Below are 21,843 nucleotides of genomic sequence, written 5' to 3' on the forward strand. Positions count from 1 at the left end.
AGCGGATACGGCATTGGATGAAGTGGTTGTTGTAGGTTATGGAACCCAAAAAAGAAAGGACTTAACAGGTTCAGTTGGATCGCTTGGTAGTTCAGAAATCAAGGACTTAGCAGTAACCCGCGTTGATCAGGCGCTTTTGGGAAAGATAGCCGGGGTTCAGGTAAAGCCCAGTTCAGGTGAGCCAGGGGCAGCACCTCAGATCAGAATCAGAGGTGTAGGAAGCATTTCGGCTTCTGCTGACCCATTGTATGTTGTAGACGGAGTACCTATGTCAAGTTTGCAAATGCTTAATCCAAACGATATCGAAAGTATAGACATTTTGAAAGATGCTTCCGCAACAGCTATTTATGGATCCCGTGGATCAAATGGGGTGGTAATTGTTAACACAAAAAGAGGAAAGGCTGGAGAAGCGACTATTAGTTTTGACACTTATTTTGGATTGCAGGAGATATCGAAAACACCTGTATATCAAACCGCTCTGGAGCAAGCTCAGCATTATTATGACGGGATCCGTAACCGGAATCTTGATGAAGGGAATAGTGTTTCAGGTGACCCGCTCAAGTGGAAACAGGCTGTGCCTATCACAGTATTACAAGTTCTCGCAGGACAGCCAACCACCATGCCGGGTACCACATTGAATTTTCAGGATCATGTGGGTGAGGTATTGCAGACTGCTCCGCAGCAGCAATATCAATTAACCGCGAGAGGTGGCACCGAAAACGTTAAATACGCCTTAAGTGGAGAATATCTTAACCAGGACGGAATCGTCATTAATACTAATTACAAAAGATATTCATCCCGAGCCAATGTAGATGTAAAGGTCTCTCCAAAAATGCTCATTAAAATGAATTTCAATCCATCTTATACTCAGAAAACTAACATAGGTGGGCCCGGTGCAGATGAAATAGGTAGCAATGGAGGAAGAGGATCAGACATCATATATAATGCAATTCAAATCCCTCTGTATTATAAATTGCGTAATGACGATGGTTCATATTTTTCTTTTGGAGACGGACTTGATGCAGTTGTTTCGACCCAAAATCCTCTGGCTCTTGCAAAGGAAGTTAATGGTAAACAAAATGCAATCGGTCTTCTGGGGAATCTCAATGCTGAATATTCAATTCTTAATGATCTCAAGTTCAATGTTTTATTGGGGGTAAATCTGACGGACATTAAAGGAATGAGGTTTAAGCCTAGGCTTCCTTCATTTAATAATAATCCTGCAATAGGGACGGATAATGCAGCAATGAATGTAAACTGGCTTACTGAAACAACATTAAACTATGCCAAATCTTTCAATAATCATTCTCTGTCAGGCTTAGTTGGTTTTACAAGTCAGAAAGAAAACTTTGAATCCAATTTTTTAGTCAGCGACAAGTTCCCAAACAATCTTGTACCCACTTTAAGTGCTGTTAGTGGGATTATAACAGCAGGCTCTTCAGACAGGTATCAATGGTCTCTGGTTTCTTATCTGGGCAGGATGAACTACAATTATAACGACAAGTATTATCTTACTGCCTCATTACGGACTGATGGATCTTCTCGTTTCGGTGCAGAAAATAAATATGGAATTTTCCCTTCGGCAGCTTTAGCATGGCGTGTTTCAGATGAAAGTTTTTTTAAAACGCTTCGTTTTCTTGATGATTTAAAATTAAGAGTAAGTTATGGTGAAACCGGGAATAACAATATTGGCAATTACGATCAATATGCTACCATTAACTATGAAAAATATGTTTTGGGTGGAACAGCAATTGGTGGATATGCACCGGGAAGGCTTGCTAATCCATCTTTAACGTGGGAAAAACAAAAATCGTTTAATGGAGGAGTTGATCTCAAGATGTTTAATAACCGAATCTCTCTTACGGTAGACCATTTCAAATCCACAAATTATGACTTGTTGTTAAATGTAAATGTTCCTGCGATACTCGGTTTTAGCACTGCTCTGAAGAATATTGGAGAAGTAAAAAATACAGGTTGGGAATTCGTAGTAAGTACAGTAAACTTAAAAAATAAGTTTCAGTGGTCAACGGATATGAATCTTTCTACTATTCGCGGGGAGGTTATCAGACTGGGATCTTCTGGTGATCCGATTATAAATGGAGGTAATATTACAATGATTGGCCAACCTGTAGGGATGTTTTTTGGCTGGCTAGCTGATGGCATCTTTAAAAATCAGGCTGAGCTCGCCAAAGGTCCAATTTTCAATCCGGGCGCCCGTGATCGTTCAAGGGTTGGAGATGTAAGGTTTAAAGATGTAAGCGGCCCAAATGGTAAACCGGATGGAATCATTAACAGCTTCGATAAAACAATCATGGGTTCACCTTATCCTGATTTTTATTATGGTATGGTCAATCGGCTTACTTATAAAAATCTGGCTTTGAGTGTGAGCCTTCAGGGCACACAAGGTAATGACGTTCTGGCTTTGGAGAGAGGTCAGTCGTCCAATAACCGGGGTCGTTTCAGACAACTGGCAATTATGAATAATTACTGGAAATCAGAACAAGAGCCCGGTAATGGTTGGGCTCCAAGGCCAAATGATACTCCTACAGGTAATTGGAGGGGTGATTTTAGTACTTTATGGCTGGATGATGCATCTTATCTTCGGATTAATAATATTACATTCAGTTATTTATTTCCGAACGCACTCACCAGTAAAGTCAAAGTCGGTTCAGCCAGGGCTTATGTAAGTGCCACCAATCCTTTTCTTATAACAAACTATGTTGGTTTTAATCCCGATGTAAGCAGGAATAATAATCCCCTGACTCCAGGAAATTCAAACTATGACTTCCCAATGTCTAAAAGCATAGTATTAGGATTTAACCTATCATTTTAGTAAAACATTAAAAAGATAAAACATGAAAACGATAATTAGTATAGTAACCATTATATCATTACTGGTACTGTCCGCTTGCAAAAAGAGCTTTATTGAATTAAGTCCTATTTCCACAGTAAGTACTGATGCGTTGTATAAAACAGATAAGGATTTTAAAGATGCTGTAGTTGGTATATACGGTATTTATCAAAATCAATATCAGAATATGTGGTTATTTGGCGACATGCGTGGTGATGATTCATGGGACGAACTTGTTAAGGGTACCGCAGCAGCTATGGATAATTTTACTATTAACAATGATGATGGTGTGATACGAAGTACCTGGTTAAATTACTATAATATAATCAATCGTGCCAATACCCTGATAGCTAAAATTGCTGTTGCAGACCCTGCTGTTGTTAAAGACAAAGATCTCTACATTGCTGAAGCCAAATTTCTTCGGGCTCTTGCATATTTAGATTTGGTAAGGATTTATGGCGATGTTCCTATGGTTACCACGCTTTTATCTATAGAAGAATCATATAAGTCAGGCAGGGAAAAGGTTGCCAAGATTTATAGTGAGGTAATCATAAAAGATCTATTGTTTGCAGAAACTAAATTGCCTGTGAAATATTCGGGATCAGAGGTTGGAAGAGCTACCAAGGGTGCTGCAATGTCATTGCTTGGTAAAGTATATCTAACAACCAAGGATTTTGTAAAGGCTGAAGCTAAATTGAAGGAAGTTACTACCATGGGGTACGGGCTTTTACCAAAATATATAGACCTGTTTGACTATACAAAAGATGAGCACCACAGCGAATATATATTTGACATTGAATACGAACAGGGGTTAGGAGAAGGGAATTGCTTCACCACCAACTTTAGTCCTAAAGACCCCCCAACGGCTGCTTTTTACGGCGTTACTGGCGGTCAAAATGGAAATAATAATCCTCCAAAAACATTATTCGCTTTATTTCCTGCTGGCGACCTTAGAAAGGATATTACCGCAGCAGATGGTTTTACAGATAATACAGGAGTATTTCGCCCATTAATTCCAACATCCAATGATGTGCAGACTTATACAAAGAAATATATGGTAAGGTTACTTGCCGTATGTGATAGTAGGGCAAATTGGAAAGTAATCCGTTATGCTGATGTATTACTGATGTATGCTGAGGCATTGAATGAGAATTCGAAAACTGTTGAAGCGCTCGTGTTTCTGAACCAGATTCGCAAAAGGGCTGGTTTGCCGGCGCATACTAATTTGACACCATCTGATACCCGGGAAAAAATTTATCTTGAGAGAAGGCTGGAGCTATCTTTCGAGGGACACAGATGGTTCGACTTATTAAGAACCGAGCGGGCATTAAGTGTTATGGCACCATTTGGAATGAAATCTTACATGACTGTTTTCCCCCTACCCTTAAGTCAGGTACAATTAATAAATAATAAAACCATATTTCCGCAAAATCCAGGATATGATTAATAATGCGGATTGTTTTACATAACACTCTTTCATATAACTCACATTACATGATTGGGGCATGCATGAAATACGCTCTTAGATTCTCAAGAACTATTCTTACTTATACACCATTTTAACATAAAAACAAATTATATCATGAAAGCAAAAACCAACACTTTTATATTAATGTTATGCGGTTTGTTTATAGTATTGACAACAGCATGGACTCCATCTACTAAACATCTCCCTGCAATAGAAGCTAAGTCACCGGCATCAGGCAGATATCTGTATGTGGCGGTTCCAGGAATTCGAAATTACCTTGGATATGGAGGTCATGGCATTCTTGTATTTGATATAGATAACGATCATCGTTTTGTAAAACGCATTAGCACTCAAGGGCTTCGCAAAGATGGGTTACCGTCGAATGTTAAAGGCATTGCAGTAAGTGTGCCTCTCAATAGCATTTATGTAAGTACCCTCGAATCACTCCAACGTATAGATTTGACTACGGAGAAAGTAATATGGGAAAAAACTTTTGAAGGGGGGTGTGACCGAATGTCGATTTCACCGGATGGCAAAACTATGTATCTGCCTTCTCTGGAGAAAACTTTTTGGAATGTGATCGATTGCGAATCTGGGAATATCATTAAAAAGATCGAAGTGCTTCGCCGGGCACATAATACCCTCTATGGCTTATCTGGAGATCATGCCTATCTCGCAGATATAGCATCGCCATATTTACACATAACAGATACAAAAACACATACCATCATTAAAAGGGTGGGTCCTTTTGGTAATGGCATTCGTCCCTTTACCATCAATGGTAAAGAAACTTTGACTTTTGTTAATGTAGATAGCCTGCTTGGCTTTGAAGTTGGAGACCTCAATAGCGGAAAAAAGATTGCCCGTATAACTGTGGAAGGTTGGAATATGGGTCCGGTAAGAAGACACGGCAACCCCAGCCACGGTATCGGCCTGACTCCCGATGAAAAAGAAGTATGGGTGAGCGATGGATATAATATGCGAATGCATGTTTTTAGTGCAGTAAAACCATTCCAGCAACTCACCACAATTCCTTTACAGGATATGCCAGGATGGGTTACTTTCAGCATGGATGGAAAATACGCCTATCCATCAAGCGGTGAGGTAATTGATGTTAAAACTCGTAAACCCATACTAACGTTACAGGATGAATTCAACAATAGTGTAGCCAGCGAGAAAATGGTTGAAATTAATTTCTCTGGGAATAAAGCTGCAAAAGCTGGTAATCAGTTTGGCATAGGACGCGTAACAAAATAATAATCAAATTGGCAAAACAAGGGTAGTAAATAAGCTGCCAGGTGGTTAAATCCCGCAAATATTTTAATATATCTGATCTAGAATGAAATTGGTTTTCCTTGATATTAAGACGATTGGAAAGGTTCCCAACATGCATCTGTTAGATCAATTTGGTGAAGTGACTTATTATGAAACAACCAGCCCCGGGCAAACCCTGGAGCGGGTAAGAGATGCTGATGTAGTTATTACCAATAAAGTAGTTTTAGATAAAATCATCATTGACCAGGCTAATAAACTGAAGCTGATTTGCGTTGCGGCAACCGGCACTAATAACATTGATAAAGTTGCTGCCGGGGATCATGGTATCCCAGTAAAAAATGCAATAGATTACTCGTCAAGGAGTGTGGCTCAGTGTACCTTCTCGATATTGCTGCACCTTTTGACAAATATTCCTTACTATGATGAATATGTAAAACAAGGAAGTTATTCGAAGAGCGAGATATTCACACACTTTGGAAAATCATTTTGGGAGTTAAGCGGCAAGAAGTTTGGCATCATTGGATTAGGAAATATTGGCAGGCAGGTCGCAAAAATAGCCGATGCCTTTGGGGCCGAAGTAGTGTATTATTCAGCATCGGGTCAAACTATTACTGATACGTATAAACGACTTGAGCTGGATGAGTTGTTAACTACTTCAGATATTGTGTCCATTCATGCACCTTTGAATGAATATACTGCTAACCTCATTAACTACGACTGCCTGCGAAGCATGAAAAAATCAAGTATCCTTATCAATACGGGAAGAGGTGGTATTGTAAATGAAGCAGACCTGGCACGTGCTTTAAATGAAAATTTGATTGCAGGAGCAGGTATTGATGTTTTCGAAAAAGAACCAATTGATTTCCAGAATCCATTATTGCATGTTATAAATAGCGAAAAGCTGGTTCTAACTCCACACATTACCTGGGCAAGTATTGAAGCGCGAACCTTGCTTATCGAAAAAATTGGACATAACATTCAGGAATTTCTAAATGAAAGTAAATAATTAAAAACTATGAAAATCAGAGCTGCAGTGTTATATCAAATGGGCTTAGAGCGACCTTATCATGAAAGCAATCCTCTTTTGATTGAAGATGTAGAACTGAAAAATCCGCAGGCAGGTGAGATCCTTGTTAAAATCCATGCTGCAGGGCTTTGTCATTCTGACCTTTCCGTGATTGATGGAAACCGGCCACGGCAAGTTCCGATGGTACTAGGCCACGAAGCAGCGGGAGAAGTGGTTGAGTTGGGACCAGGGGTGACCGACCTCTTAATAGGAGATCATGTTGTATTTTCTTTTGTGCCAATCTGCGGCCATTGCATGCCTTGTATGACGGCACGTCCGGCTCTTTGTGAAAATGGTGTTGCAGCAAATAATAAAGGAGTATTACTGGGTGGCGGAATCAGGATACAGAACAATAAGCAGCACGAAATACATCATCATATGGGTGTTTCGGGATTTGCAGAATATGCGGTCGTATCCCGGAAATCTGTAGTACGTATCACACCTGAATTGCCTTATGATATTGCGGCTTTATTTGGATGTGCTGTCATGACGGGAGTCGGAGCGGTTATCAACACCGCTAAATTAATGTTGGGTCAAACGGTACTGATCACCGGATTGGGAGGTGTTGGATTCTCCGCCCTATTGGGAGCCATTGCAGGCGGAGCCAGTAAAATTATCGTAGCTGACATCAACAACCAAAAACTGGCAAAAGCTATGGAACTTGGAGCGCACGAAGCAATTAATTTGTCTGATGAAAACGCACTGGAAAAAATAAGAGATATAACAAATGGCGGAGTGGATATAGGTTTGGAGTTTGCCGGAGTGGTCCAGGCACTTGAATTCACTTATAATGCCACAGCAAGGGGTGGCAAAACTATAACAGCCGGTTTGCCCCATCCGAGTAAAACGATGCAGCTAGTCCCGGTAAAATTGGTAGCAGAAGAAAGAACATTACAAGGTTCTTATCTGGGTAGTTGCATTCCTTCCCGTGATATCCCTGCATATATTGCATTGTATCAATCCGGGAGGTTGCCGGTAGACAAACTTATGACCCACAAACTAACTTTAAACGACATAAACCTGGGCTTCGAAAGATTAGCAAAAGGCGAAGCTATTCGGCAAATAATAACCTTTTGAGACTTGATTTGTCTAAGTACATCTGCCAGACCTAAAAGATTTTTATCCATCAACATCCGGCATAATAACAGCGAACCTGACATTTATTTTTGATATACATTAATAACATCAAATGCAGAAAAATTCTCTTATCAGAACACAATCATATGTAAATGGGCAGTGGGTAAATGCCGCCAGCGGGAAAACCTTTGATGTTAAGAACCCGGCAACAGGTGAATTGATCGCTTCTGTCACTGATATGAATATCCTGGATGTACGTAAGGCTATCGATGCTGCCAATGATGCCTGGCCTTCATATAGAGATTTGACGGCCAAAGAGCGGTCTTCTTTAATGAAGAATTGGTTAACACTTATTCTCGAGCATAAGGAAGAACTGGCAGAATTGATGACCATGGAGTGCGGGAAAGTATTAACAGAAACATTGGGAGAAGTAGATTATGGTGTTTCATTTATTGAATGGTTTGCTGAAGAAGCTAAACGAGTTTACGGTGATGTTATTCCTGCGCAAACAAATGACAAGAGATTGATTGTAATCAAACAATCCATTGGCGTTGTAGCTGCTATTACTCCCTGGAATTTCCCACTTGCAATGATTACCCGGAAAGTGGGTCCTGCTCTGGCAGCAGGTAGCCCGGTAATCGTAAAACCGCCGGCCGAGGCGCCACTGACAGGTTTGGCTATTGCTTACCTGGCTGAAAAAGCCGGCTTTCCACCAGGAGTGTATAACACAATAACAACTACTGAAAGCAGCGAAGTAGGTAAAGAACTCTGTGAGAATAAAAAAATACGCAAGTTATCATTCACCGGATCTACTCCCGTGGGTAAGAAATTAATGAGTCAATGTGCGTCTACATTAAAGAAGCTGTCACTGGAATTGGGTGGAAACGCACCTTTTATTGTTTTCGACGATGCAGATATAGATGCTGCGGTAAAAGGTGCTATGATTTCCAAATTTCGCAATAATGGTCAGACCTGTGTATGTGTAAATCGGTTTTTTGCTCAAGATGGGATCTATGATGAGTTTGTTGAGAAGCTTTCCAGGGCGGTAGCTGGCCTAAGGGTGGGTAATGGACTGGATAAAGATATACAAGTCGGGCCATTGATCAATGAAAAAGGATTAAACAAAGTAAAGCATCATGTGGAAGATGCCATTGCCAGAGGCGCAAGGTTGGTCCAGGGGGGTAAGCACATGAGTGGTCTGTTTTACCAGCCTACCGTACTTGCAGATGCCACGCAGGATATGATTATAGCAAAAGAAGAAGTTTTTGGGCCCGTTGCACCTGTCATTCGATTTAGTACTGAAGAAGAAGCAGTTCAGATGGCTAACGATACTGATTATGGCCTTGCTTCTTATTTTTACAGCAAAGATGTTAACCGCTGCTGGCGTGTCGCAGAAGCGCTTGAGTGCGGCATGGTTGGCATTAATGAAGGTTTGATATCAACGGTAGTAGCGCCATTTGGAGGGGTTAAAGAATCAGGAATGGGACGGGAAGGATCAAAATATGGCATGGATTACTTTATGGAAATAAAGTATTTGTGCTTCGGTGGTATCAAGTAAACAGACTCGATAAACAGGCATTTTGAAATAATCTAAATATGACTAAACCTTCAACTTTAAGGCAACTTCTTCAAATCCCTGTAATTGTAGCGGCTCTGGGTTATTTTGTAGATATTTATGACCTTCTTTTATTTAGTATTGTCAGGATTGATAGTCTTAAATCTCTCGGAGTCCCGGATGCGGAGCTTTTGAATCAAGGGGTCTATCTGATCAATATGCAAATGGCGGGTTTGCTGATTGGCGGTATTTTATGGGGGATATTAGGGGATAAAAGGGGCAGGATTACTGTACTATTTGCTTCAATTGTAATTTATTCCCTGGCGAACGTCGCAAATGGTTTCGTTACCACCGTAGATCAATATGCCATCCTCCGATTTATTGCCGGCATCGGTTTGGCTGGTGAACTCGGCGTGGGTATTACCCTGGTTGCTGAAATACTGCCGAAAGAGATTCGGGGGTATGGAACATCGTTGGTTGCAGGAGTCGGAATGCTAGGGGCTGTGCTGGCCTATTTTATTGCAGAACATTTTGAATGGAGGATTGCTTATTTTATTGGAGGTGGTTTAGGCCTATTGTTATTATTGATGCGCGTTAAAGTATTCGAGTCTGGCATTTTCACTAAAACGAAAGAAAAAACATCTTCAAGAGGAAATTTCTTTCAATTATTTGCAAGCAATAAACAGTTCTTTAAATATTTACGGTGTATTCTCATTGGCATACCTGTTTGGTTTGTTGCGGGCATTTTGATGACATTCTCTCCCGAATTTGGTAAAGCACTTAACCTGGATGTTGCTATTGTGGCCGGTAAGGCAGTGATGTGGGAATATGTGGGTTTGACAATAGGGGATATATCCAGTGGATTGTTGAGCCAGTATTTTAACAGCCGGAAAAAGGTAGTAAGGTTATTTATTTTATTGGTGGGTCTCTTCGTGGTGATTTACTTATTTATACCGTTGAAAACTGCCTCAATGTTTTATGTAATTTGTGTTTTCCTTGGTTTCGCTGCAGGTTATTGGGCTTTGTTTGTTACTATAGCAGCTGAGCAGTTTGGTACGAACCTTCGAGCGACTGTTGCTACCACAGTGCCAAATTTTGTACGGGGCAGCATGGTGATCATGACCCCCATCTTCCTTATTTTTAAAGATCAGTTTGGCATTTTAGTCGGGGCTAGCCTGTTAGGATTACTTACAATTACCATAGCATTATTCGGATTGTGGAAAATGGATGAAACCTTTGGGAAAGATCTGGATTTTATAGAAGAAACAGATCCTAAACCTGCGGTTTCGCTTGCAATGCAATAGAAATACATTTTAATTAACGCTTAATACGATATAACATGGCTATAAAAAAGCACATTCTTATTATACCCGGAGATGGTATAGGGCCGGAAGTGACTACTTGGGGAAAGGCTGTGTTAGAGCAGATCGCGGCAGATCATGAACATGAGTTTACTTTTGAGGATGGGATAATGGGCCATGCCGCCATCGAAGCAACTGGTAATCCATTGCCGGAGGAAACATTGACCAAAGCCAGAGGGAGCGATGCTATTTTATTTGGTGCCGTTGGGCATGCTAAATATGATAATGACCCCACTTTAAAAGTAAGGCCCGAAGATGGATTGTTAAAAATACGTAAGGAATTAGGTTTATATGCTAACCTGCGTCCCGTTGTATTATTTGACGAGTTGCTCGATGCTTCAAGTATAAAGCCGGAAGTTTTAAAGGGAACGGATATTCTCTTCTTCCGTGAACTTAACGGCGATGCTTATTTTGGCGAGAAAAAACGTAGTGAGGACCGTGATACAGCATCAGATCTTATGATCTATCACCGATACGAAGTAGAACGTATAGCTGTCAAAGCTTTTGAAGCCGCCAGAACGAGGAATAAAAAAGTGTGCTCGATAGATAAAGCCAATGTTTTGGAAAGTTCCCGGTTGTGGAGGGAAGTTGTGCAGGATATTGCTAAAGAGTACCCCGATGTTCAGACCGTACATATGTTCGCCGATACCGCTGCTATGCAGTTAATTAAAAATCCCAGGCAATTTGATGTAGTTCTGACCACAAATATATTTGGCGATATCCTAACAGACGAAGCTTCTCAAATTGCCGGGTCTATGGGTATGCTCGCCTCGGCCTCAATTGGCGATGGAACTGGTTTTTTTGAACCAATCCATGGTTCCGCGCATGACATCGCCGGTCAAAATAAAGCTAACCCATTGGCATCCATCCTTTCAGTCGCATTAATGCTGGACATCAGCTTTGGATTGAAAGAAGAAGCCATCGGTCTTACTGATGCAGTTCGTCAGGTTTTGAAACTCGGATTTCGTACCGCTGATATTGCTACTGAAACAACGGACTCGAAGAAAATATTGGGTACAAAAGAAATGGGAGAACAGGTGCTTATACTTTTAAGGCAAACACTGTCAGTAAAATAAGCCATAAACTTTGAAATAGGTTATTAAGTTATGACGATACAACCAGAGCATGATTCTTTTGGCGGGTATAAATCAAACCGACGAAATTTCATTCATACCAGCAGCAGGATAGCCGGGGGTGTTTTGCTATCACCGCTTCTAAGCTGGCCCGCCATGGGAAATATCCAGGCTGATAATGAATTTTACTGGTATAAGAAACCGTTGAGGATCATGCATACAGTGCTACGGGAAATCGATGCAAAAGATTATGATGCAAACGCTGTAGTTCAATATTTAATAAAGGATGGATGCAATGTCCTCTGCGTTAATGCAGGAGGCATTGTAGACTTTTTTCAAAATCCATTACCAGCAGCTAATATCAATCTCTTTATGGGCGAAAGGGATATTCTTAAAGAAATTACTACGGCTTGCAAAAACGCCGGAATAAAAGTTATTGCAAGAATAGATTTTCGGGGTGTAGAAGAGCATATATATTTGAAATTCCCTGATTGGTTTAAGAAGGATGTCAACCAAAATCCGGTAAAGACCAACTATACGAAGCCGGTATTATATGAATCTTGCTACTCGGGGAAATATCGCAATCAATATGCGAATGATTTTGTACACTATGTAATGCAAAATTATGCGGTTGATGGAATTTGGCACAACGCACCCGGCTTTAATGGTATCTGCTATTGTCCAGGCTGTCAGGCATCCTACCGAACAGCGGTTGGAAAAGATCTGCTGCTTCTCCAATCAGCATCTGAAACGGAACTTGCTCTGTATATGATCTGGAAAGCGCAGGCTGCAGATCAGTATATGGATCGTATAAAAAAAACTGTTAAAACTTTCGGAGAGGATAAGGTTTATACAGCAGAAGTATTTAGTATGTATGGGGTAGGCCAACGAATCGATTCTGGTGTAGACCTCGAGAGTGCCCGCCGGCATTTTGATATTTTAGTAAGTGTGGCCTTCCTGACTGAAAATGGTCAAGGTGACAACATTCATTATGAAGATTTGAATTATGGTAATACCATTATTAAATTTTTGAAATCCATGGTGCCTGACAGGGAAGCTGTTGTAATGTATGGGGGCAACGGCACAACTCATCGGCTTGTAATTGATCCACCAGTAGACCTGAAGATTTGGTTATGGGAAATTTTATCTGCTGGCGGAAGGTTTTGGAACTGCTATTTTTCGAATGTTCCAACACTAACACACGACAACCGGAATGCTTATAACGAGTCCGATGCCTATAATTTTGTTAAAGTCAATGAAAAGCTTCTGGAGCAGCATATACCGGTAGCTAATGTGGGCATTTATTATTCGAACGCCACACGCCTATCCTATCGGGAAAAACTGGAAGAAGGCGACCGGTTCGGATCTGAAATCAGGGGAGTAGAAACTGTTATGATGGAAAACCACATTCCGCATGACTTTATTCTGGGTGAGCAGATGAGTAAAAAAACCTTAGAAAAATACAACCTGGTTATTCTACCTAATGTCAGGTGTATGTCTGATAAAGAAGTGCAGTTGTTAACTGACTATGTTCGCGATGGAGGGAATCTGATGGCTACTTATGCTACCAGCCTTTACGATACCAATGGCAAACAACGTCATGATTTTGGCCTCTCCGAAGTGTTTGGGGTACATTATGCCGGCAAGAAAGTAAATACACGTAAAGATAATTATCAATACATACTTAATAAGAGACATCCAATTGTTGAAGCAGACAGTGTTAATACAGAATTGCTGTTTAATGCAGGCTATACAGCACTATGTAAACCCACGGGGGATGCTGAAGTAATTTGCACATGGGTGCCGACAATTATCAACCAACCGCCCGACAAAGCCTGGGTAGAAAAATTTTCTACTGAATTTCCTACGATTGTCCAGCATAATTTTGGTAAAGGAAAAGTTTTATATTTTGCAAATCAGCCAGATGTATTAAGCTACGAAATGGGTCATCCTGATCCGAGAAATCTTCTATTACGGGGTATCAGGCATTTGGCAGGAAGCTCCATTCCTATAGAAAGTACGGCTCCTTCAAGTGTACACATCGGATTCACGAAGTCTTTGATTAAACCTGGGCAATATATACTTTCTCTTGTAAATACTACATCCGGACCCGTTCGCCCTGTTCGCGAGCTTATACCGGTTCATGATATAAAGGTTAAAGTCCGGCTCGATGGCAAATCAGTTAACAGTTTCAAAATATTGCGATCGCAGGGGGAGTGCAACATTACATCTAAAGGTCAGATCCTGGATTTGCGGGTTAGCAGGTTAGAAGATTTTTGCGCCGTTTATATCCAAATGATTACATGATACAATATACTAACATCCTGCACCATCACTGTGCGGTTTTAATTGAATTAAACATTTTTTCCCTTAACAGGATAAGACGTGCAACTTTATGAACCTAAAAACTAGCATCTTTATTTTGTTATTCATGCCTTTCGGATTGGCTTCAGCTCAGCAAAAGGATGTTGCCGAATGGTCATTACAACCTGCTCGTAAATTTTTAAAGCAGTCTGCAGATTTAAATTTCGGTGCAGTGAGCGGCGTCGCTCAAAACAGTAAGGGACATACCTTTGTGTTCAACCGTGGACTCCACCCGCTCATTGAATTTGATAAGAAAGGTAAATTCGTCCGTTATCTTGCTGAAGGCTTAATTAAAACCTCACATGGCATACGAATTGACTCCCAGGACAATATCTGGCTGACGGATGTTGCTTCCCATCTGGTACTGAAGTTAAATTCAAAAGGGAAAGTGCAAATGGTATTAGGAAAAGCTGACACCCCCGGCGAATGGGATGATACGGGTAAAATAGTGTTATTCAACAAACCCTCGGATATCGGTTTTGGCCGTAACGGAGATATCTTTATCACCGATGGTTATGGAAATTCGCGGGTGGTCAAGCTCAATAAAGATGGTCAATTTCTGAAAGCCTGGGGCAGTAAAGGAACCGGTGAAGGTCAGTTTAATATTGTGCATGCTATTGTAACCGATGCCCAGGGGTTACTATATGTTGCCGATCGAGAAAATAAACGTATTCAAATATTTGATCAGGAAGGCAATCTCCTAAAAATATGGACGCATGTGGGCAGTCCTTATGGCTTATATGTCACGCAAGAACAGGAAATATTTCTCACCGACGGTGTAGCAGATCAAATTTTAAAGATGGATTTAAGCGGTAACATTATGGGAAGATACGGCGCTTCCGGAAAAGCCGGTGGACAGTTTGGTTTGCCACATGGCATTATCGTAACTCCGGCAGGGGAAATTATTGTAGCCGAAATACTAAACAAACGCGTTCAGAAATTTGTGAAAAAATAATCCTAACTAACTGTAATTTATGCCGAATATATTACCGTGAGCCACTTTTAATATTTTCGATAACGTTCTCGCTCTTTAATTTAACCTGTTTGTCTGTAACAGATGAAATTGTCTGTACATTTTGCCTCGAATTAATTTTTTACAATTTGAAAGGCCGGTTACAGTCAATGCTATTTTGCTCCAATTGTATTCATAATTAATAGAATGAGTAAAAAGGAATCTTTTTACTTAAATGGAAGCGGCTAAATTTTACAGAGTAAAAATCGATTAAGCAATACATATAACAAAGCGATAGGAGAACTATGAAATATTTTACAATTAATACACCTGGGGATGCCCGGATGGCTGATATCTTAGAAAATGTTAGCAGAAAAATGGTTTTTAAACAAGTGATACGGATAAGCTTTGTTTCTATTGCCTTATTGTTAACCAGCCTACAGTTTTTGTCAGCTTTTCCAGTAAACAGCCGGAAATTTTTTGATATGGCTGAAACCCCGATCAGTGGGCAGGTAACTGATTCTAAAGGTGAAACACTGCCGGGTGTGAGTATCAAAGTTAAAGGAACCACGGTTGGAGTTACTACAGATCTGAATGGGAAGTATACAATTAGCGTTCCGGATAACAGCACTATCCTGATATTTACTTATATAGGTTTTACCACACAGGAAGTTCTGATTAACGGGCGTAATAGTGTTAATATTCAACTTAAAGGAGAATCAACGTCCTTAAATGAAGTTATAGTAGTAGGTTATGGCACTCAAAGAAAAGGAGATCTAACCGGTGCTATTTCATCTATCTCAGCGGATAAGTTAAAGAATAAGGTTGCTGTTTCGTATGCAGAAGCGTTGGTTGGTCAGATGGCTGGCGTACAGGTTCAGCAAACCAATGGCGCTCCGGGTAATGAGGGATTGTCTATCAGGGTCAGAGGTACAGGTTCCATAACAGCTGGGATGGCACCTTTATATGTTATTGATGGCTATCCTATGGAAGGAAGCGCCTTTTCATTGGTTAATCCTTCTGATATTGAAAGCATTCAGGTATTGAAAGATGCTTCTTCAACAGCTATTTATGGTTCACGGGGATCTAACGGTGTTATTATTGTTACCACAAAGAAAGGAAGCTTAGGAACACCCACTGTTGCGTACAATACCTATTTCGGGCTTCAGCAAGTTGCAAAGAAAATTGACGTAATGAACAGTCAGGAGTATCTGGAGTTTTTCAAGGATGGTCACAATCAGGCATGGCTCGACAGAGCTCCTATGGCCGGTGATCCTGTTCATAAAATTACGGATCCTAACTCAATGCGCCAGAAATATTCAAATTCCAGCTTCTACATTATTCCTGATATTTTTAATGATCCGAAAAACTTTGGAGAGGTAGACTGGCAGGATCAAATTTTCAGAAATGCGATGATGCAGAGACATGAAATGTCAGTAATGGGTGGAGTAGAAAAAACAAAATACTCGATTTCCGGAAGTTATACCAATCAGGACGGAATTGAGATTAAAAGTGATTATAAACGGTACAATTTAAGAAGCAGCCTTACTTCGAGCATAAATAAAAATCTGGAAGTTGGTTTTAATATCAGCGGTTATTATTCCGATAATAATAGTCTGGATAACGGGAAGGATAGCCCCCTTTCTTACGCGATATATCTTCCCCCAATATATCCAATAAAGAATTCAGATGGCACCTACGGATCACAGGTTCGTAATCAGGAAATATGGGCAGGTGACGTTGCAAGCCCATTAGGGATTGCTGAAAATGTCACAAATTATACAAACAAAAATGGAATTATCGCTTCAACTTATGCCGAATACGGGATTATCAAAGGACTAAAATATAAATTAAGCCTGAACGGTACGATGGATAACCGTCGACTTAAGTTTTTCCGCCCGTCTTTTGTTGATACCGATGGTTCCAGGGCACCTAAAACTGCTGATGCCCGAAATGAAACATTTTTTGATAAAGATTGGCTCGTTGAACAAACACTTAACTATAATACTACGTTTTCAGAAAAGCAGGCTTTGAATGTATTAACGGGCTATACCATTCAGAAATCATTCGGTGAATATGCTAGGGTAAATGCTCAAAACTTTCCAAATGATGTTGTTCAAACAGTAAATGCCGGACAGGTTGTAGGTGGTAGCAATTTCGAATTCATGAATTCTTTAATATCCTACTTGGGCAGGGTTAATTATTCTTTTGATAATAAATACCTAATAACTGCTAATATCAGAACTGATGGCTCTTCTAAATTTGGGATGAACAACAAATGGGGAACATTCCCTTCATTCTCAGTGGGATGGCGTGTGGACAGGGAAGGTTTCATGAAGAACATTGAAAAAATAAACGATCTAAAACTTAGAGCAAGCTGGGGTCTGGTGGGAAACAACAGGATCGGAAATTATGATGCGATAGCACGTACAAGTTCAAGCTATTATGTATTAAATAATAGTCTGGTAAACTCTGTGAATCCGATAAACTATCCAAATCCTGATTTGGGTTGGGAAACTACCAGGCAATGGAACTTAGGATTTGATCTCGGTATACTGAATGACAGAATCCGGTTAGAGGGCGATTTTTATAATAGCAGATCAGTCGATCTGTTACTGAATGTTCCGGTCCCTACGCTTACCGGTTATACCTCTCAGCTCCAAAATATTGGACAGGTTGAAAATAAAGGGATGGAATTTTTGATGAAAACGCGAAATCTTATAGAGAATTTTAAGTGGTCAACAGATTTTAACATATCTTTTAATAAGAATAAAGTATTGGCTTTGGGCCCAGATAAGCGGCCAATTTTTGCCGGCGCTCCTAATGCCGGAAATACGTTTATAACTACCATCGGGATGCCTGTTGCTACTTTTTATGGATATAAGTACGATGGAGTATTTAAAAACCAGGCTGAGCTGAATGCCTCCCCTCATCTTGCCAATGACTTTCCAGGTGATCCAAGATATGTAGATATCAATCAGGATGGGGTAATCAATGCCAAGGATAAAACTTTTCTTGGAAATAATCAGCCAAAATTTATATATGGAATGAATAATGATTTTTCTTATAACAAGTTTGATCTGAATGTACAGCTAACTGGTTCTGAAGGTGCTAAACTCTTTAGTTTCTTTAACCGTATGGTTGGTATCTATCATGGAGACCGTAATGGCCTTGATAAACTAAATAACCGCTGGCGATCTGAAGCAGATCCAGGAGATGGAACTATTTTAAGGGCAAATCGTGATCCTAAAGGTCTGCAAAAGGAACCTTCAAGCTATTGGGTTGAAGATGGATCTTACCTGCGGGTAAGGAATGTGTCTCTTGGTTATACATTTGACAATAAGATTGCGCAAAAGCTTAAAATGAAATCCTTCAGGGCATACTTGACTGGGCAGAACCTCTATACGTTTACAAAATATTCTGGTTATGACCCTGAGACAAGCAGTGAAGGGTCGGGATTATCCCGTGGTGGTGATTACCTTGGATATCCTTCTGCCAGAACCGTCATTGCCGGTCTTAATGTAAGTTTCTAATCAGCATTTTTTTAAAAAATATGAAATATTCATTAGCCTGCTTGCAACTGATAGGCTTAAAAAGCTTATAACCTTTAAAAACCGCGAAGCCTCTTGAGTAGCTTTGTAAACATTATATAACAACGAAAAAACAAAATATATCCTGATGAAGAAATCATTAATTATACTCCTGGTCACACTTATATCTTTCTCCTGTAAAAAAGATTTTATTGATCTGCAGCCGATTTCCGACATGAATGCCGGAAACTTTTACCAAACTGAAAAAGACATGAATCAAGCTGTAATGTCCCCTTATGGATCATTACGTAATTTATATAATCAGTCTTTTATATATGTTGGAGAGATCAGATCAGACAATACTACTTTTTCATGGGTGCCTGGTAATTCAAAAGACATGACCTCTATTGATAATTTCAAAGATGTTCTTTTGTCTGACAACTCTTTTGTGCTTAATCTCTGGAATAATAGTTATAATACTATTTTAAGATCCAACATCGTAATAGATAAAATTGATGCTGTTCCATTTTCTGACAAAAAACTTCAGAGCCAATACAAAGCAGAAGCTAGATTTTTAAGGGCCTTAACCTATTTTTGGCTGGTGCGTACTTTTGGGGATATTCCTAAAGTAGATCGCCAGTTAAGTGTTAAAGATGCTTACGAGTTAGGTCGCGCACCTACACAGGAGATCTATGATTTTATTGTTGAAGATTTGAAATTTGCTGAAGCTAATCTGCCTGCTGTTCATGTTGCTGCTGATAAGGGCCGTGTAACAGTGGGTGGTGCTAAAGGACTGCTTTCAAAAGTATATATGACAATGGCAGGTTATCCTTTGAAAAAAGGTGCTTCACATTATGCACTTGCTGAAGCTAAAGCATTGGAAGTAATCGGAATGGGGCAATATTCATTAGTCTCTGACTATAAAGCTTTATTTGACGTTAGCAAGAAGAATAGCAGCGAGTCGTTATTTGAAGTGCAATATAAAAAAGGTGGAACTGGTACTGGAAGTCCGTGGAATAATGATTTTGCTCCGCGATTTTCAAACAGGGAAGTGGTTTTAGTAGGTGATAAGGGTGGATTTAATTCTCCAACGCCGGATATGTCCAAAGCCTACGAAACTTCAGATCCGAGAAAAGCTTTGTCAATGAGTGATAGCTATGTTACTGTTCCAGGAAACAAACTAATTACAGAGAAATATGTAAGAAAATATTATGATGTTTCATTCAGTTTTTCCGACAATGACAATAACTGGATTGAATTAAGGCTGGCTGACATTTATTTATTATATGCAGAAGCCCTGGTACGTCAAAACAAGCAATTCGATGTTGCTTTGAGCTATCTAAACAAGATTCGGCAGAGAGCTCGTAACAGCACGGGTGGTGGTGCAACAATTCTACCTGATTATTTACCCTTCAGCTCTGCTTCCGCTTTTTCATTGGCTATTGAAAAAGAGCGTAGGGTAGAACTTGCTTTTGAAAATCACAGATGGTTTGACTTGGTCAGAACAGAGCGCGCTAAGGTCGTTATGTCCGCAGAACAACTGGAACAAAACGGCTTTCCTCTGGGATCATGGAATGATAACATGCTATTATTTCCAATCCCTCTTCAGGTAATTCAATCTAACCCGGAAAAGATTAAACAAAACCTTGGTTATTAAAATCTAAATATATAATATGCACTATATGAAATTTCTTATTTGTTTTCTCTTATCAGGAGTTTTTATGACTTCTTCTTCGATTTCCCAAACAATTAATAAGCTCACTTCCAAAGAAAAAAAGAATGGTTGGGTGCTCTTATTTGACGGAGTAAGCTCAAAGGGATGGACAACAACTGGCGGCAAGTCTGTCCCAAATGGTTGGGAGATCAAAAATGGCTTGCTTACTGCCGTAAAAAGTGGTAAAGGAGGAGATATTATTACCAAAAGCGAATTTTCAGATTTCGATTTATCCATAGATTACAATATCGAACCAGAATGTAATAGTGGAGTGAAATATTTTTTTACCAAATATGAGAAGGGAGGAAACCTGGGTATGGAGTATCAGATACTGGATGATAAACTGGCGGAAGATAATAACAAAGACAACCACCTTACCGGGTCGTTTTATGATGTATTACCTCCAATGAAATCAAAAAAAAGAGTGAATGATCCAGGACAATGGAATACCATGCGGGTTGTGGCTCAAGGAAAAAATGTTGAACACTGGCTGAATGGGGTAAAAATTCTAGAATATGAGCGGGGAAGTAAGGATTATACCGAGGCTGTTTCCCGTAGTAAATTTGACAAAACCTCACCTGCATTTGGAATGGTGGAAAAAGGCCATATCCTGCTTCAGGAACATGGCGGTGTTGTATCATTTAGAAATATCAAGATTAAATCATTATAATAGTAATGGAAAAGAGACGTAATTTTATTAAGAAAGTGGCTATCGGTTCTGCTGGCCTGGCATTCGGAGGAACAGCCTTTGGCTTTAGTGCAAAGAGCTATAATAATATCATTGGTGCTAACGACAGAGTGCGCGTAGCCACCATCGGGGTAAACGGTCGCGGAAACAGTATGTCTGGTACGATTGCCCGTCAAAAAAATGCGGAGGTTTCCTGTGTATGCGATGTGGATGAAAGAGCCATACCCAAGGCCATCAAAACGGTCATGGATGCCAAACAAGTCAATACCCCCCGGTCAGAAAAAGATTGCCGCAAGGTATTGGAAGATAAATCTATCGATGCCATTTACATAGCAACTCCCGATCACTGGCATTCGCCTCTTACGATTATGGGTTGCCAGGCTGGCAAACATGTTTATGTAGAAAAACCTTTAAGTCATAATCCCAGAGAAGGAGAAATTGCTATCGCGGCAGCGAGAAAATATAACCGGGTAGTTCAGATGGGTGCACAACGCCGATCGGCACCAGTTCTCAGCCAGGGTATTGAACAATTACACAAAGGAATTATTGGCCGTGTATATTTAGCTAAAACATGGTACACTAATAGCCGTAAAGCTACTTTTCTGCAGCCAGGGTCTATTCCGTCATGGCTTGATTATGATTTATGGCAGGGCCCTGCGCCTCGTGTTCCTTATAAAGACGGATTGATCCACTATAACTGGCACTGGTTCTGGAATTGGGGAACAGGTGAAGCGCTGAATAATGGAACCCATGAGGTTGATGTTGCACGATGGGGACTTGGGGTTGATTATCCAACCCGTGTTACTTCCGTTGGAGGCAGATACCAGTTTAAAGATGATTGGCAGACTCCGGACACTCAAATAATAACT

The 21,843-nt window shown here is 40.2% G+C and carries 14 protein-coding genes; all 14 read left to right on the forward strand.

All coding sequences use genetic code 11. The features are described from left to right. Window positions 1–2,833 (forward strand): SusC/RagA family TonB-linked outer membrane protein (locus ACLL8Z_RS06280; RefSeq protein WP_411273914.1); only part of this gene is annotated, 2,833 nt, incomplete at its 5' end. Window positions 2,834–2,855: 22 nt separating this feature from the next. Further along, the gene (locus ACLL8Z_RS06285; protein WP_411273915.1) at window positions 2,856–4,298 is read left to right on the forward strand and encodes a RagB/SusD family nutrient uptake outer membrane protein; all 1,443 of its coding nucleotides are present in this window, start codon (window positions 2,856–2,858) and stop codon (window positions 4,296–4,298) included. 135 nt (window positions 4,299–4,433) lie between these two features. Beyond that, entirely contained in the window at window positions 4,434–5,576 is a 1,143-nt protein-coding gene (locus ACLL8Z_RS06290) for a YncE family protein (protein WP_411273916.1), read from the forward strand. A gap of 82 nt (window positions 5,577–5,658) precedes the next feature. Next, window positions 5,659–6,600, forward strand: a complete 942-nt coding sequence (locus ACLL8Z_RS06295) for a D-2-hydroxyacid dehydrogenase (RefSeq protein WP_411273917.1) — start codon at window positions 5,659–5,661, stop codon at window positions 6,598–6,600. A 9-nt stretch (window positions 6,601–6,609) separates the two neighbouring features. Beyond that, a complete protein-coding gene (locus tag ACLL8Z_RS06300) occupies window positions 6,610–7,737 on the forward strand; it encodes a zinc-dependent alcohol dehydrogenase family protein (protein ID WP_411273918.1) in 1,128 nt (375 codons plus the stop codon). Window positions 7,738–7,849: 112 nt separating this feature from the next. Further along, window positions 7,850–9,295, forward strand: coding sequence for an NAD-dependent succinate-semialdehyde dehydrogenase (locus ACLL8Z_RS06305; protein WP_411273919.1), 1,446 nt, complete (start codon window positions 7,850–7,852; stop codon window positions 9,293–9,295). 38 nt (window positions 9,296–9,333) lie between these two features. Then, on the forward strand, window positions 9,334–10,596 hold the full coding sequence (locus tag ACLL8Z_RS06310) for an MFS transporter (protein WP_411273920.1): 1,263 nt from the start codon (window positions 9,334–9,336) through the stop codon (window positions 10,594–10,596). Between the two features lie 41 nt (window positions 10,597–10,637). Then, entirely contained in the window at window positions 10,638–11,729 is a 1,092-nt protein-coding gene (leuB, locus tag ACLL8Z_RS06315; protein WP_411273927.1) for a 3-isopropylmalate dehydrogenase, read from the forward strand. Between the two features lie 30 nt (window positions 11,730–11,759). Continuing rightward, the gene (locus ACLL8Z_RS06320) at window positions 11,760–14,033 is read left to right on the forward strand and encodes a beta-galactosidase trimerization domain-containing protein (protein WP_411273921.1); all 2,274 of its coding nucleotides are present in this window, start codon (window positions 11,760–11,762) and stop codon (window positions 14,031–14,033) included. Window positions 14,034–14,121: 88 nt separating this feature from the next. Then, window positions 14,122–15,045 carry a peptidyl-alpha-hydroxyglycine alpha-amidating lyase family protein gene (locus tag ACLL8Z_RS06325; RefSeq protein ID WP_411273922.1) on the forward strand — a complete coding sequence of 308 codons (924 nt, stop codon included), beginning with the start codon at window positions 14,122–14,124 and terminating at the stop codon, window positions 15,043–15,045. A 302-nt stretch (window positions 15,046–15,347) separates the two neighbouring features. Then, a complete protein-coding gene (locus tag ACLL8Z_RS06330) occupies window positions 15,348–18,575 on the forward strand; it encodes a SusC/RagA family TonB-linked outer membrane protein (RefSeq protein ID WP_411273923.1) in 3,228 nt (1,075 codons plus the stop codon). Window positions 18,576–18,720: 145 nt separating this feature from the next. After that, a complete protein-coding gene (locus ACLL8Z_RS06335) occupies window positions 18,721–20,229 on the forward strand; it encodes a RagB/SusD family nutrient uptake outer membrane protein (RefSeq protein WP_411273924.1) in 1,509 nt (502 codons plus the stop codon). A gap of 25 nt (window positions 20,230–20,254) precedes the next feature. Next, entirely contained in the window at window positions 20,255–20,956 is a 702-nt protein-coding gene (locus ACLL8Z_RS06340; RefSeq protein ID WP_411273925.1) for a DUF1080 domain-containing protein, read from the forward strand. Between the two features lie 5 nt (window positions 20,957–20,961). Further along, a partial coding sequence (locus tag ACLL8Z_RS06345) for a Gfo/Idh/MocA family protein (protein ID WP_411273926.1) occupies window positions 20,962–21,843 on the forward strand: 882 nt, incomplete at its 3' end.

The organism is Daejeonella sp., from assembly GCF_046590655.1.
Lineage (GTDB): Bacteria > Bacteroidota > Bacteroidia > Sphingobacteriales > Sphingobacteriaceae > Daejeonella.

Excerpts from the sequence above, each read along its gene's own strand:
- ACLL8Z_RS06285 (WP_411273915.1), top strand. The coding sequence starts at position 2,856 with ATGAAAACGATAATTAGTATAGTAACCATTATATCATTACTGGTACTG.
- ACLL8Z_RS06290 (WP_411273916.1), top strand. The coding sequence starts at position 4,434 with ATGAAAGCAAAAACCAACACTTTTATATTAATGTTATGCGGTTTGTTT.
- ACLL8Z_RS06295 (WP_411273917.1), top strand. The coding sequence starts at position 5,659 with ATGAAATTGGTTTTCCTTGATATTAAGACGATTGGAAAGGTTCCCAAC.
- ACLL8Z_RS06300 (WP_411273918.1), top strand. The coding sequence starts at position 6,610 with ATGAAAATCAGAGCTGCAGTGTTATATCAAATGGGCTTAGAGCGACCT.
- ACLL8Z_RS06305 (WP_411273919.1), top strand. The coding sequence starts at position 7,850 with ATGCAGAAAAATTCTCTTATCAGAACACAATCATATGTAAATGGGCAG.
- ACLL8Z_RS06310 (WP_411273920.1), top strand. The coding sequence starts at position 9,334 with ATGACTAAACCTTCAACTTTAAGGCAACTTCTTCAAATCCCTGTAATT.
- ACLL8Z_RS06320 (WP_411273921.1), top strand. The coding sequence starts at position 11,760 with ATGACGATACAACCAGAGCATGATTCTTTTGGCGGGTATAAATCAAAC.
- ACLL8Z_RS06325 (WP_411273922.1), top strand. The coding sequence starts at position 14,122 with ATGAACCTAAAAACTAGCATCTTTATTTTGTTATTCATGCCTTTCGGA.
- ACLL8Z_RS06330 (WP_411273923.1), top strand. The coding sequence starts at position 15,348 with ATGAAATATTTTACAATTAATACACCTGGGGATGCCCGGATGGCTGAT.
- ACLL8Z_RS06335 (WP_411273924.1), top strand. The coding sequence starts at position 18,721 with ATGAAGAAATCATTAATTATACTCCTGGTCACACTTATATCTTTCTCC.
- ACLL8Z_RS06340 (WP_411273925.1), top strand. The coding sequence starts at position 20,255 with ATGAAATTTCTTATTTGTTTTCTCTTATCAGGAGTTTTTATGACTTCT.